This window comes from Amycolatopsis methanolica 239, from assembly GCF_000739085.1.
Classification (GTDB): Bacteria; Actinomycetota; Actinomycetes; order Mycobacteriales; family Pseudonocardiaceae; genus Amycolatopsis_E; species Amycolatopsis_E methanolica.
The window spans coordinates 4053577-4066591 of record NZ_CP009110.1; the positions used below are offsets into that span (position 1 = coordinate 4053577).

A 13015-nucleotide genomic window follows, 5' to 3' on the forward strand; every position below is an offset into this window, starting at 1 on the left:
CCCGCGGTCAGCGCAGCTGGAAACCCTGCCGCCGGAACGCTTCGCGCAGCCGGTCGCGGCCGCGCAGTCCCGCGACGCTGCCGAAGCGTTCCGCGACCCGCCGCACCCAACTGGGCTCCAGGCCCGCCTCGGTGTAGAAGTCGGCCAGGAGTTTCTCGTAGTCGCCGATCCCGTCGGCCTGCGTGGAGTCGTCGTAGCGCTCGTGGTGCAGTACCACGCGCTGCGCCAGCCGCGGCTTGACCCCGGTGGGCCGCGCCGGGTCCGCATGCCCGACCACGAGCCCGAACACCGGGAACACGTGTGCAGGCAGCCCCAGCTCGCGCGACACCGCGAGCGGGTCGTTGCGCAACGCGCCGGCGAACACCGTGCCCAGCCCCAGGGATTCCGCGGCCAGCGCGGCGTTCTGGGCCGCCAGCGCGGCATCGATGACGGCCACCAGAGCGCTTTCCAGGTAGTCCGCCCCCTCGCCGGAGGCGCCCGCCTCCGCCGCGATCCGCCGGGCGCGGGCGAGGTCGGCGAGCCACACCAGCAGCAGTGGCGCCTCCGTGATGTGCCACTGACCGCCGGCGACCTCGGCCAGCCGGGCGCGCCGCCGCGGATCACGGACGGCGACCACGCTCCACAACTGCAGGTTGCTCGACGACGGCGCGGACTGGGCCGCCGCGATCAGCGTGGTCAGCGTCGCGTCGGAGACCGGATCCGGCAGGTAGGCGCGCACCGAGCGGTGGGCCAGCTGCGCGGCCACCAGGTCGCTCCACCGATCGGGGAGGTCCGTCGGCGCGCCGGGACCGTACCGGGCGCGGTAGGGGTCCTCGACGGTCATCGGCTGTCCTCCCTCAGCAACGGCAGCAGCTGGTCGCCCTGGCGTTTGATCTCCGGCAGGTACGGGGTGTCGGACAGGACGAAGTGCGTGATGCCCAGCGACTGGTACCGGCGCAGCGACTTCGCCACGTCCTCGGCCGAGCCGACGAGCCAGGTGGTCCCCGCGCCGCCACCGCCGTAGCGGCCGGGCGCGGTGTAGAGGTTGTCGTCGAGCACGTCGCCTCGGGTGGCCAGCTCCAGGAGCCGTTGCTGGCCGGTGGCGACGAACCGGTTGGGGTCGCGGCTGATCGCGCCCTTCGCCATCGCCTCGACCTTCGCCTCCGCGTCGGCCCACGCCTGCTCCGTCGTGTCCCGCACCAGCGTCGTCACGCGCAGCCCGTACTCCAGCGGCGCATGCTCCCGGCCGAGTTTCTCGCTCAGCCGCTCCAGCCGGTCGATCCGCTCGGCGACCCCGTCCAGCGGCTCGCCCCAGAACAACTGCACGTCGGCCTCGGTGGCGGCGACCTCCTCGGCCGCCGCGGACGCGCCGCCGAAGTACAGGCGCGGATGGCGGCGCTCACCCCGCACCACCGGGCGCGGCGCCACCGTCGCGTCGGTGACGCTGAAGTGCTCGCCGTGGAAGGTGACGTTCTCCTCGGTCCACAGCCTGCGCACGATCCGCAGGAACTCCTTGGTGCGCGCGTACCGCTGGGCCTGGTCGCCTTCGCTGTCGCCGTAGGCGGCGAGGTTGTCCTTTCCGGACACGATGTTGACCAGCACCCGCCCCTGCGTGAGGTGGTCCAGTGTCGCGGCGGCGGAGGCGAAGTTCGCCGGCCGCCAGTAGCCGGGCCGCACCGCGATCAACGGCTGGAACGTCGTCGTGCGCGCGGCCAGTGCGGTGGCGACCGTGAAGGTGTCCGGCCGTCCCCAGCCGGTGCCGATCAGCGCGCCGCCCCAGCCGTGCTCCTCCAGGGCTTTCGCCTGTGCGGTGAGGGTGTCCAGGCTGTTGTGGTCGGCGGTGACGGCGTCGCCGCGGTGGCCGGGCTCGGCCTGGTTCGGGATGTACCACAGGAATTCGGCACTCACGACAATGCTCCCTCGGTCAGGCGCGCCAGGAGACGGGCGCGCAGGGTCGGGTGGCGGTACCCGGTCTGGAACAGGCCGCGCTCCTGCAGGATCGGCACGACCAGCCGGGCGAAGTTCTCGAAGTCGACGGCGGTGTCGGCCGGCATCACCGTGAACCCGTCGGCGGCGCCGGCCTCGTACCACGCCTGCAGGTCGTCGGCGACCTGCTCGGCCGAACCGACCAGCAGCCGGTGCCCCGATCCCCCGGCGCCCCGCTGGACGAGCTCCCGCGGCGTGCGCGGCCCGTCGGCGATCAGGGCGCGGGTGGAGGCGCTGAACCCGGCGGAGAAGGCGCTCTCCGGCACCCGGTCCGGCAGGTCGGCGACCGTGATCGGATCATCCGGGCCGAACCTGTCCGGCGGCAGCCCGAGGTTCGCCACGAGCGCGGCGGACAACCGCTCGATCGGCAGTGTCGCGTACAGCTCCTGTTCCCGGCGCCGGGCCTGCCCTTCGGTCTCCGCGACGAGCACGACCACGCCGAGCGAGACCTTCACGTCGTCCGGGTGGCGCCCGGCTCCGGCCGCCCGCACGCGGATGTCGTCGCGGAAGGCCACGGCCTTGGCCTGGGTCTGCGCCACCGTGAACACCACGTCGGCGAACCGCCCCGCCACCGCGAGCCCCTCCGCGGACCCGCCTGCCTGCACGATCACCGGCCGTCCCTGCGGTCCCGCGGTGACCGGCAGCGGGCCGGCGACCGAGAAGAACTCGCCCACGTGGTCGATGCGGTGGATGAGGTCGGGGTCGGCGTAGCGGCCGCCCCGCTTGTCGGCGACGATCGCACCCTGGTCCCAGCTGTCCCACAGCCGCGTGACGACCTCCAGGAATTCGTGCGCCCGCCGGTACCGCTCCCCCTTCGGCGGGTGCTCGGCGAGACCGAAGTTCGCGGCCGCCGCGGGACTGCCGGTGGTGACGACGTTGACCGCGGCCCGGCCTCGCGTCACGTGGTCCAGCGATTGGAAACGCCGGGCGAGGTTGTAGGGCGAGTTGTAGGTGGTCGAGCTGGTGGCGATCACCCCGAGGTGCGTGGTGATCGCCGCCAGGTGCCCCAGCAGCACGAGCGGGTCGAGACCGGTGCCCGGCGCGTCCTCGATCTCGCCGCGCAGCGCCGGGCTGTCGCCGAGGAACACCGCGTCGATCTTCGCCTCCTCGGCGATCCGCGCGAGCCGCCGGTAGTGGTCGATGTCCACATAGGCCAGTGGGTCGGCGCGCGGGAGCCGCCACGCGGTGCGGAAGTGCCCGGGCGTCATCAACGACAGGTTCAGGTGGAAACTCACGACGCCGGACTCCATCCCAGCAGCGGCGCGAGTTCCGTCGCCGTGTCCGTCAGCAGCCGCACGTGCTCGTCGAAGCCGGGCACCCCGGGCACGAAACTGACCAGCAGGTCGGTCACCTGTCGCAGGGCCGGGTCGGCGGCGAGCTCTCCCGCCAGCTCCGCGGCCGGGCCGAGCAGCGCGTGGTCGGCCGCCAGGTACTCCGCCACGCCGAGCCCGGCGGCGTCCCGCCGGTGCGACTGCCAGCTCTGCCACCGCCGCACCCCCGGCGTCACCAGCCGCACCGCCGCCGCCCGGTCCGGGTGCGGGTAGACCGCCCGCGACACCTGCACCCGCGGCGCGCGACCAGGCTCGGTCCACGCCGCCCGGTAGGCCTGGATCCACTCCGCCTGCGCCTGCTGCGCCTCGCGCACCGAACCGCCGCTCCACGCGGTGGCGCGGGACAGTTGCAGCCCGTCCCCGGCGCGGCCGGCCGCCGCCGCGGACGCCACGGCCCGGCCGGGAGCGCTGGTCGTGGCCTGCCACAGCCGCTGCCGCACCCCGGCGCCGGGTGGGTGCAGCACCTCGCCGAGGCTGTTGAGCGCCTTGCCGTCGAGCACCTCGTGCAGCCGCGCCACCGCGGCGTCGAACTCGTCGTGCCGCCGGTCCAGGTCCCGCCCGAACGCCTCCCACGCGCCGGGGAACGGCCCCGATCCGACCCCGAGTTCCAGGCGCCCGCCGGACAGCTCGTCCAGGGTCGCCGCGTCCTCGGCCACCTTGAGCGGGTCCTCCAGTGGCAGCACCAGCACACCGGTGCCCAGGCCGATGCGGCTGGTGTGCTCGGCGATCGCGGCGAGCACGACCAGCGGCGCGGACACGTGCTCCTTGCCCTGCCGGAAGTGCCGCTGGATCACCCAGCCCGAGTCGTAGCCCAGGTCCTCGGCGATGCGGAACAGCTCGATCCCCTGCCGGTAGGCCCGCGCCGGCGGCAGGTCGTCGTCGAGGTGCAGAAGGAAGTTCAGCCGGAACGGCCGCCCGTCCTCCACACCCGCACCGATCGGGGCGTTCACAGCGCCAGCCCGGTGCCGTGCACGCCGTGCTCGTCGATCGCCGCCAGCTCCGCCTCGGTCAGCGGCGGGAAATCCAGCGCCCGCACGTTGTGGTCCAGCTGCGCGACCGAACTGGCGCCGATCAACGCCGAGGTGACCTCCGGGCGGCGCAGCACCCACTGCAGCGCCAGCTGCGCCAGCGACTGGCCACGGTCGGCCGCGATCTTGTTCAACGCCGCGGCCCGCTGCCGGTAGGTGTCGTCGATGACCTCCGGCGACAGGAAAGCGCTGTCCCGCGCCCGCGCGCCGTCGGGGATGTCCGCCAGGTACTTGTCGGTCAGCAGGCCCTGCGCCAGCGGCGAATACACGATCAGGCCGAACCCCTCGGCGGCGGCCAGCTCCAGCAGGCCGTTGCGCTCCGGCCGCCGGTCGAAGATCGAATACCGCGGCTGGTGGACCAGCAGCGGGACACCCGCCCGCCGCAGCAGCCCGGCGATCTCACGCGCCCGGTCCGGCTGGTAGTTGGAGATGCCGACGTAGAGCGCCTTGCCCTGCTGCACCGCGCTGACCAGGGCGCCCACCGTCTCCTCCAGCGGGGTGCTCTCGTCCGGGCTGTGGCTGTAGAAGATGTCGACGTAGTCGGTGCCCAGGTCGCGCAGGCTGTGGTCGAGCGAGGCCAGCAGCGACTTGCGCGAGGCGCCCTTGAGGTAGGGGCTCTTGCCGATCGGGTTGCCTGCCTTGGTGGACAGGATCAGCTCGTCCCGGTACGGCTTGAGGTCGCGCGCGAGCACCTGGCCGAAGAACTCCTGGGCGGCGCGGTGCGGCGGCCCGTAGCGGTCGGCGTTGTCGAAGTGGGCGATGCCCAAGTCGAAGGCGCGCAGCACGATCTCGCGCCGGGTGTCGTAGGAGTAGCCGGGGCCGAACTTCTGCCACAGCCCGAAGGAGAACGCGGGCAGGTCGAGACCGGAGTGGCCGGCGCGGCGGAACTCGGCGGCGTCGTAGCGGTCGTCGGCGGGCGTGTAGGTGCTCATGAGGCCTTCCTGTTGTCGCGGACGGGGAAATCCCGGCCGGTGTCGCGTTCGAGGAACTGCGTTCCGGGGCTGACGATCTCGTCGATGCGGTCGAGGGTGTCCTCGTCCAGCTCGACGGTGGCGGCCTTGAGGTAGGCGGCCAGGTGCTCGCTGGTGCGCGGGCCGATGATCACGCTGCTCACCGCCGGGTGGGTGAGCGCGAACCCGACGGCGAGGTCGACCAGGGACCGCCCGGTGTCCTCGGCGAGCCGGGCGAGCGCGTCGGCGGCGGCGAGCTTGCGCTGGTTGCGGTCCAGCGACACGTCGAACCGGCCGGGCACGAGATCGGCGCGCGCCGACTCCGGTTGCCCGCCACCGATCCGGTACTTCCCGGACAGCCAGCCCGCGGCGAGCGGCCCGTAGCCGAGCACGCCGACGCCGTACTTGCGGGTCACGGGGAAGACCTCGCGTTCGGCGCCGCGCACGAGCAGCGAATAGGGCAGCTGCTCGGTGTGCGGGGCGATGAGGCCGTGTTTTTCGGCCAGCCAGTGCGCCTCGACGAGCTGGTGCGCCGGGAACACCGACGTGCCGTAGTAGCGGATCTTGCCCTGGCGCACCAGGTCACTGAGCGTCTGCAGGGTTTCCAGCAGGCTCGTGCGCGGATCGGGCCGGTGCGCCTGGTAGAGGTCGAGGTGGTCGGTGCCCAGCCGCCGCAGGCTGTCCTCCACGGCGCGCACGATCCAGCGGCGGGACGTGCCCGCGTGCCGCGGCTCGTCGCCGACGCGGCCGGAGAACTTGGTGGCGAGGAAGATGTCGTCGCGCCTGCCCCGGATGGCCTTGCCGACGATCTCCTCGGAGCGGCCCTGGCCGTAGACGTCGGCGGTGTCGATCGCGGTGATCCCGGCGTCCAGCGCGGCGTGGATGATGCCGACGCCGGCGGCCTCGTCCTGCCGGCGGCCGAAGTTCATGGCGCCGAGGGTGAGCGGGGTGAGCAGGACGCCGGTGCGTCCCAGCACGCGGGTGGGTTCGAGGGTCAACGTGGTCCTCCTAGAAGAGCCCGGTCGTCGGCGGTTCCTCGCCGGTGAGGTGATAGGCGCCGGCGACCGCGGCCTTCCAGCGCCGTGGGTTGTGGTTGGCGACCACGCGGGCGTTGCGCCAGTGCCGGTCGAAGCCGAGGTCGCGGTCGGTGATGGAGCCGCCCGCGACGTCGAAGAGCAGTTCGGCGGCGCGCAGCGCGGACTCGATCGCCACCACACCGGCCTGCGCCACCGTGACCGCGGCCTCCGCCCCCGCCGTGCGCGCCTGCGCGCCGGTCAGGCCGCGCACGCGCTCCAGCACCTCGGCGGCCAGCAGCACCGCCGACCGTGCGGCGTGCACCCGTGCCGCGATCTCCCCCACGGTCTCCCGCACGTACGGGTCCTCGACCGACCTCGACGCCGAGCTGTGCTTGATCGGCCGGGCCTTCTCGCGGCCGAACGCGGCGGCGTCGTCGAGGGCGGCCGCGGCGATGCCCGCCTCGATCGCCGCCAGGTACAGCTGGGCGAACGATCCCAGCCACGGGTTGTCCAGCAGGTGGTTGTCCCGCGGCGCGATCTCCTCGGCCATGACGCGGACGTTCACCAGCCGCGTGGTGCCGCTGGCGGTGAGTCGCTGGCCGACGGCGTCGAAGTCGTCGAGCCGGTGCACCCCCGCGCGGTCCACCGGCACTGTGAAGAACACAACATCGCCGTTGTCGTCCAGGGCCGAGCCGGAGAACCACGACGCGTAGAGCCCGCCGGTCGAGTAGTACTTCTCGCCGTTGAGCAGGTAGCCGTCGCCGTCGCGGCGCAACGTCGTGCTCACCGAACCGCTGGCGCCGCCGGTGCGCTCGTTGCTGGTTCCGGCGAACAGGTCCCCGGCCCGCAACCGCCGGAGCGTGACCTCCCGGTGCGGCAGATCGGGCCGCGTCGCGACCCGGTTCGCGGTGAGGAAGCTGCTGCGCAACGCCTGGGCGACGTTCGAGTCGGCTCGGGCGATCGCCACCACCAGGTCGGCCACGTCGCGCACCGAGCCGCCCGCCCCGCCGTCCCGCACGGCGATCCCGGTCAGCGTGATCCGCTGCTCGGCGAGCGCCCGGACGTCGGCGAAGGCGTAGTCCCGAGCGCGTTCCCGGACGGCGGCGGTCGCCCGCAAACGCGCGAGGATCGGGGCGACCGCGGCGCGGATGCCCTCGACGGTCGGGGCGGGAGCCACCGCGGTCATGCCGCCACCTCCGCACACAGGCCGAGCGCGGCCCGCAGGGTCGGTGGCGGGGCGGCCTCGGTCGCCCACGCCCGCAGCACCGCCGCCACCTCGCCGGCGCCGCCCGCGGGCACCAGCTCGACTCCGTCCAGCCGGTGCTCGTGCACCCACGCCAGAACATCCGCGGGCGAACCCACCGGGACCCGGCCCAGCAACGTCACCTCCCGGCGGTCGCGGCCCACCGCGCGCAGCGCTTCGGTCAGCGCGTCGGCGGCCCCGGCCGCGTGCTCGACCACGACCACATCCGCGGACTCCGCCACCGCGGCCGGGTCGAGGACACCGAGGTCGGCGACCACAACGGGGCGGCCCTGCGCCGACGACGGCCCGTCCAGCGGACCCGCCACCCGGTAGCACGCGCCGTCGTGACCGACCGGCCGGATCAGCTCCTCCCGCACGACCAGAGCCGCCTCCTGGTCGCCGATCAGCGCCTGCCGCGGGAACGACTCCCACAGCCGGGTCAGGACACCGGCGTACTCGCTCCACCGCCGCGCCGGGTCCGCCGCGGCGGGATCCGGGGCGGTCGCGTCGCTGACCTCGTCCCCGTCCCCGGCGAGCAGGGCGATGCCCGCCCGGCCCCCGGTGGCGCGGTCCAGCGACGACACCCGGCGCGCGGTGTTGTAGGGCGCGTGGTGCGTGGTCGGCACCTCGGCGACGAACCCGATTCCTGTGTGGACTCCGGCGAGGTGGGACGCGGTCACCGTCGGGTCGAGGGTGTGCGGGGTGTCGGCCAGGCGGATCGCCGCCACCCCGGAATCCCGGGCCAGTGCGGTCAGCGCGCTCGCCTCGCTCAGCGAGACGCGGTCACCGACCGCGAGGGCCAGCTGCACGATCGTGCTCATCAGGCGGCTCCTTCCAGAGCAGGCAGGCCGAGGCCGAGGTGGGCGCGCAGCGTGGTGCCGTCGTAGTCGGTGCGGAACAGCCCGCGCGTGCGCAGTTCGGGGACGACGTGGTCGGCGAAGTCGTCGAAACCGGAGGGCAGCACGTCGGGCATGACGTTGAACCCGTCCGCCGCGCCGGCGCGGTACCAGGTCTCGATGTCGTCGGCGATCTGCTCCGGGGTGCCGGTGACGATGCGGTGCCCGCCGCCGCCGGACAACCGCTTGAGCAACGTGCCCAGTGTCGGGTTCTCCCGGTCGATGATCTCCTTGACGACCCGGTAGAACGTCTGCGATCCGCCCGCCTCGTCGGGTTCGACGAGCAAGCCGGCCGGGATCGGTTCGTCGTCGCGCAGGCCGTCCAGCGAGATCCCCAGCTGGGCCGCGAGCCGGCCGCGGCCGTAGGCGTCCGGGAGCAGCTCGTCCAGCAACTCGCGGCGCCGCTTCGCCTCCGCCTCGGTGCTGCCGACGACGGTGGACAGCCCCGGCAGCACCACGATCTCCGCCGGGTCGCGTCCGAACTTGACGGCACCGGCGCGGATCTCCGCCCGGAACGCGCGCGCGTGCTCCAGGTCCTGGTCGGCCGAGAACACCACCTCGGCGACCCGGGATGCGAGCCGGCGCCCGTCGCTGGACCCGCCGGCCTGCACCACCACCGGACGGCCCTGCGGCGAGGCGAACCGGGTGCGCGACGCCCACGCCGCCACCACCTGCTGGGTGAACCACGCGGCGCGCTGGTACCGCACCGCGTGGTCGATCTCGCCGTCCCGGCCGAAGTTGCGGGCCGCCACCGGTCCCGCGGTGGTGACCACGTTCCAGCCGAACCGGCCGCCGCTGACGTGGTCGAGGTCGCCGAGGCGGCGGGCCAGTTCGACCGGGTCGTTGTAGGAGGAGGACAGGGTGCCGATCAGCCCGATCCGCTCCGTCCGGGCCGCGATCCGCGCGAGCACCGTGGTGGGCTCGAAGTTGTTGCCGGTGCGGTGCTTGGTGCCGGGGTCCAGCGCCGGGCCGTCGGCCAGGAACACGGCGTCGAGCTTGGCCTCCTCGGCTTTCTTCGCGATCGAGGTGTAGTGCTCGATCGTGTAGCTCGCGGTGCCGTCGGTGCCCGGGTACCGCCAGGACCCGCCGAACACGCCCGCGTTGAGGATGTTGACGTTGAGGTGCAGCACTGTTCGCTCCTTACCGCGCGCCGGCCGCGGCCAGGCGCGTGCCGGGGATCGCGTCCAGCAGTTCTCGGGTGTAGGGGTGCTCCGGGGCGCCGAAGATCCGCTCCACCGGGCCGGTCTCGACCACCGCGCCGTCCTTCATCACGGACACGTCGTGCGCGATCAGCCGGACCACGCCCAGGTCGTGGGTGACGAACACGTAGCTCAGCCCGAACTCGGCCTGCAGGTCGACGAGCAACTGCAGGATCTGCGCCTGCGCCACGACGTCGAGCGCGCTGACCGCCTCGTCGAGCACCAGCACCTGCGGGGTGAGCGCCAGCGCGCGGGCGATCGCGACCCGCTGCCGCTGACCACCGGACAGCTGACCGGGCAGGCGGTGCAGGTGGCTTTCGTCCAGCGCCACCGCCGTCAGCAGCTCGACCACCCGGCCGGTCCGCTCACGCCGGGTGCCGCCCAGCCCGAACGCGCGCAACGGCTCGGCCACCAGCTTGGCGACCGTCCACCGCGGGTCGAGCGAGGTGAACGGGTTCTGGAACACGAACTGCAGGTCCCGGCGCACGGCGCGCAACTCGGCTCCGCGCAGCCCGGTGAGCGAACGCTCGCCCAGGTGGACCGTGCCGGCCTCGGCGGTCGTGAAGCCGGCCAGGATGCTCGCCAGCGTGGACTTCCCCGCCCCGGACTCGCCCACGATCGCGTGCGTGGTTCCCTTGCGCACCACCAGATCCGCGGCATCCAGGGCACGCAGCTCACCGCGGCCCCGCAGCTGGTAGGTCTTGCTCAGGCCGTTCGCCCGCAACACCACCTCGCCCGGAACCACCGGGATGCCGGACGCCGGTTCCAGCCGCCCGGTGTGACGCGCCGGATTGGCGTCGAGCAACTGTCGCGTGTAGTCGTCGGCGGTGGCGTCCAGCACCTCCCGCACCGGACCGGATTCGACGATCCGCCCGCCCCGCATGACCAGGATGCGGTCCGACCGGTCCAGCGCCACCCCGAGATCGTGGGTGACCAGCAGGATGCCGATGCCCAGCTCCTCGCGCAGCCGCTCCAGGTGGTCCAGGATGACCTTCTGGAACGTCACGTCCAGCGCGCTGGTGGGCTCGTCGGCGACGATGATCTTCGGCTTGCCCGCCAGTGCGATCGCGATGAGCGCGCGTTGTTTCATGCCACCGGACAACTCGTGCGGGTACTGCCCGAACACGCGCTCCGCGTCGGCCAGGCCCGCGGTGCGCAGGCTCTCCAGCGCGGCCGCCCGGTGCTCGGCCGCGGTCCGCTTGCCCGGTTCGTTGAAGCGGACCGCCTCGACCACCTGCTGCCCGATCCGCTTGACCGGGTTGAGTGAGGTGTTCGGGTCCTGCGGCACGAACCCCACGTGGTTGCCGCGCACCAGCGCCATCCGCTGGTCGTTCCACCCGGTCACGTCCACACCGGAGAACTCGATGGTGCCCGACCGGATCCGCGCCGAGTCCGGCAGCAGGCCCAGCGCACCCTGGATCACGGTGGTCTTGCCCGATCCGGACTCGCCGACCAGCGACACGAACTCGCCGGGTTCGACGTGCAGGCTGACGTCGTGGACCGCGGTGGTCCAGGCACGACGGCCGGTGCGGTAGTCGACCGCCAGGCCGGTGATCCGCAGCAGCGGGTCCTCGCTCATCCGTGGTCCTTTCTCAACGACGTGCTGATCCGGTGGGTGGCGAGCACGACCGCGGCCAGCGCCACGCCCGGCAGCAGCGAAATCCACGGGTGCACGGCCACGAAGTCGCGGCCCTCGGCCACCAGCAGCCCCCACTCCGGCTCCGGCGGCGGGGCGCCGTAACCGAGGAACCCGAGCCCGGCGACCGACAGGATCGCCGAGCCGATCTCCAGCGCCGCCAGTGCGAGCACCGAGCTCAGTGAGTTCGGCACGATGTGCCGCACCACGACGCCGAGTCTGCGCACCCCCAGCCCGTAGGCCGCGCGTACGTAGTCCCGTGAGGCGACGGAGAGCACCTCGGCCCGCATCACCCGGGCGAACGACGCGATCGAGGAGATCCCCACGGCGAGGGCGATGTTGTCGGTGGCGTAACCCAGCACCGACACGATCACCATGGCCAGCAACAGGTTCGGGATCGCCAGGAACACGTCGACCACCCGCATGATCGCGGTGTCGGCCCAGCCGCGGGCGAACCCGGCGACCAGCCCCAGCAGCGAGCCGGCGCCGAACCCGATCAGCACCGCGAACAGGGTCGCGGTCAGCGTGGTGCCGGCCCCGTGCACGGTGCGGGCGAACAGGTCCCGCCCCAGCCGGTCGGTGCCGAACCAGTGCTCGGCGCCGGGCGGGGCGAAGCTGGCGTCCGGGTCGCCGGCGTAGGGGCTGTAGGAGGTGAACAGCGACGGGAACAGCGCCCACCCGAGCGCCACCAGCACGATCACCCACGCCAGCACCAGCCCGCGCCGGCGCGCCGCCTCCCCGAGTCGCCGCAGCGCGCCGGACCGGCTGGGCGCCAGCACGGTCGCCGTCATCGGGTCCCCCTTCCCCCGGCGACCGCGAGCGTGGCGCGCAGACGCGGGTCCAGCAGCGGGTACACCAGGTCCACGACAAGGTTGATCAGCGCGAACGCGGCGGCGACGAACACCACGATCCCCTGCACCAGCGGCAGGTCGAGGGTGTTGATCGCGGTCTGGGTCATCCGGCCGAGGCCCTTGCGGGCGAACACGGTCTCCACGATGACCGCGTTGACCATGAGGCTGCCGAACGTCACCGCGGCGATCGTCAGCGCGGGCAGGCTCGCGTTGCGGAACACGTCGCCGACGATGATCCGCGCGCGGGTGGCGCCCTTGGCCCAGCTGGTCGTGACGTACCCCGAGCGGAACTCGGTGGCGAACGACCGCACCAGCAGCTGCGCGATGGGCCCGGACACCGGGATCGCCAGCGTGACCAGCGGCAGCACCAGGCTCTGCCAGCCCCGCTCGCCGAACGCCGGGAACCAGCCCAGCCGGAACGCGAAGATCTGCAGCAGCAGGATCCCGGACAGGAACACCGGAATCGACACCGACGCCGTCGGCAGCGACTCCACCAGGTTGCGCAGCCACCGCTGCCGGGTCGCGGTCGCCACCAGCGCGATGACGAACGCGATGACCAGCGCGAGGGCCAGCGCTCCCACGGCCAGGCCGAGCGTGGCCGGCAGGACACCCGCGATCGAGGAGGCCACCGACGCGCCCGTCTGGGCGGAGGTGCCGAAATCACCGTGGACCGCGTGCCCGAGCCGGTCCAGGTACTGCACCAGCACCGGCTCGGTGAAGCCGTAGCTCTCGGCCACCGCCGCCTTCACCTCCGGCGGCACCGAGTTGACCTCGGCCGGGTCGAAGAGCAGGTCGACCGGGTTCGCAGGCAGGACGTAGAGCAGGATGAAGGTCAGCGTGAAGGCGGCCCAGACCACGAACACCGCCCGGCCGGCCTTGCCGGCGAGGTATCGCAGCATG

12 protein-coding genes are annotated in these 13015 nt (G+C 73.2%); all 12 read right to left on the reverse strand.

The window, feature by feature from the left end; all coding sequences use genetic code 11:
- Positions 1 to 7: 7 nt before the first annotated feature.
- From AMETH_RS19660 to AMETH_RS19715, 12 genes are read right to left on the reverse strand one after another with little or no spacing between them, the layout of a single operon-like run.
- Positions 8 to 823 (reverse strand): nitroreductase family protein, encoded by an 816-nt coding sequence (locus AMETH_RS19660; RefSeq protein WP_017982857.1) that lies wholly within the window; start codon positions 821 to 823, stop codon positions 8 to 10.
- The gene (locus AMETH_RS19665) at positions 820 to 1887 is read right to left on the reverse strand and encodes an LLM class flavin-dependent oxidoreductase (protein ID WP_017982858.1); all 1068 of its coding nucleotides are present in this window, start codon (positions 1885 to 1887) and stop codon (positions 820 to 822) included. The genes AMETH_RS19660 and AMETH_RS19665 overlap by 4 nt, the downstream gene beginning before the upstream one ends.
- Positions 1884 to 3200, reverse strand: a complete 1317-nt coding sequence (locus AMETH_RS19670; protein WP_223842876.1) for an NtaA/DmoA family FMN-dependent monooxygenase — start codon at positions 3198 to 3200, stop codon at positions 1884 to 1886. The genes AMETH_RS19665 and AMETH_RS19670 overlap by 4 nt, the downstream gene beginning before the upstream one ends.
- The gene (locus tag AMETH_RS19675) at positions 3197 to 4246 is read right to left on the reverse strand and encodes an LLM class flavin-dependent oxidoreductase (RefSeq protein WP_017982860.1); all 1050 of its coding nucleotides are present in this window, start codon (positions 4244 to 4246) and stop codon (positions 3197 to 3199) included. The genes AMETH_RS19670 and AMETH_RS19675 overlap by 4 nt, the downstream gene beginning before the upstream one ends.
- A complete protein-coding gene (locus AMETH_RS19680; protein WP_017982861.1) occupies positions 4243 to 5256 on the reverse strand; it encodes an aldo/keto reductase in 1014 nt (337 codons plus the stop codon). Before AMETH_RS19680 ends, AMETH_RS19675 begins: the two co-directional genes overlap by 4 nt.
- Complete coding sequence (locus AMETH_RS19685) at positions 5253 to 6272, reverse strand: aldo/keto reductase (RefSeq protein ID WP_017982862.1); 1020 nt, start codon at positions 6270 to 6272, stop codon at positions 5253 to 5255. The genes AMETH_RS19680 and AMETH_RS19685 overlap by 4 nt, the downstream gene beginning before the upstream one ends.
- 10 nt (positions 6273 to 6282) lie before the next feature.
- A complete protein-coding gene (locus AMETH_RS19690) occupies positions 6283 to 7476 on the reverse strand; it encodes an acyl-CoA dehydrogenase family protein (protein ID WP_017982863.1) in 1194 nt (397 codons plus the stop codon).
- Positions 7473 to 8354 carry an LLM class oxidoreductase gene (locus AMETH_RS19695; protein ID WP_017982864.1) on the reverse strand — a complete coding sequence of 294 codons (882 nt, stop codon included), beginning with the start codon at positions 8352 to 8354 and terminating at the stop codon, positions 7473 to 7475. Before AMETH_RS19695 ends, AMETH_RS19690 begins: the two co-directional genes overlap by 4 nt.
- Positions 8354 to 9559 carry an LLM class flavin-dependent oxidoreductase gene (locus tag AMETH_RS19700; protein WP_017982865.1) on the reverse strand — a complete coding sequence of 402 codons (1206 nt, stop codon included), beginning with the start codon at positions 9557 to 9559 and terminating at the stop codon, positions 8354 to 8356. The genes AMETH_RS19695 and AMETH_RS19700 overlap by 1 nt, the downstream gene beginning before the upstream one ends.
- Positions 9560 to 9569: 10 nt before the next feature.
- Entirely contained in the window at positions 9570 to 11207 is a 1638-nt protein-coding gene (locus AMETH_RS19705) for a dipeptide ABC transporter ATP-binding protein (protein WP_017982866.1), read from the reverse strand.
- Positions 11204 to 12055: an ABC transporter permease gene (locus AMETH_RS19710; protein ID WP_017982867.1), complete on the reverse strand. Its 852-nt coding sequence runs from the start codon at positions 12053 to 12055 to the stop codon at positions 11204 to 11206. Before AMETH_RS19710 ends, AMETH_RS19705 begins: the two co-directional genes overlap by 4 nt.
- Positions 12052 to 13014 carry an ABC transporter permease gene (locus AMETH_RS19715; RefSeq protein WP_017982868.1) on the reverse strand — a complete coding sequence of 321 codons (963 nt, stop codon included), beginning with the start codon at positions 13012 to 13014 and terminating at the stop codon, positions 12052 to 12054. Before AMETH_RS19715 ends, AMETH_RS19710 begins: the two co-directional genes overlap by 4 nt.
- Position 13015: the final 1 nt, after the last annotated feature.

Coding starts and splice junctions, on each gene's coding strand:
- AMETH_RS19690 (WP_017982863.1), bottom strand. CDS start 7,476: ATGACCGCGGTGGCTCCCGCCCCGACCGTCGAGGGCATCCGCGCCGCG.
- AMETH_RS19680 (WP_017982861.1), bottom strand. CDS start 5,256: ATGAGCACCTACACGCCCGCCGACGACCGCTACGACGCCGCCGAGTTC.
- AMETH_RS19715 (WP_017982868.1), bottom strand. CDS start 13,014: ATGCTGCGATACCTCGCCGGCAAGGCCGGCCGGGCGGTGTTCGTGGTC.
- AMETH_RS19705 (WP_017982866.1), bottom strand. CDS start 11,207: ATGAGCGAGGACCCGCTGCTGCGGATCACCGGCCTGGCGGTCGACTAC.
- AMETH_RS19695 (WP_017982864.1), bottom strand. CDS start 8,354: ATGAGCACGATCGTGCAGCTGGCCCTCGCGGTCGGTGACCGCGTCTCG.
- AMETH_RS19710 (WP_017982867.1), bottom strand. CDS start 12,055: ATGACGGCGACCGTGCTGGCGCCCAGCCGGTCCGGCGCGCTGCGGCGA.
- AMETH_RS19660 (WP_017982857.1), bottom strand. CDS start 823: ATGACCGTCGAGGACCCCTACCGCGCCCGGTACGGTCCCGGCGCGCCG.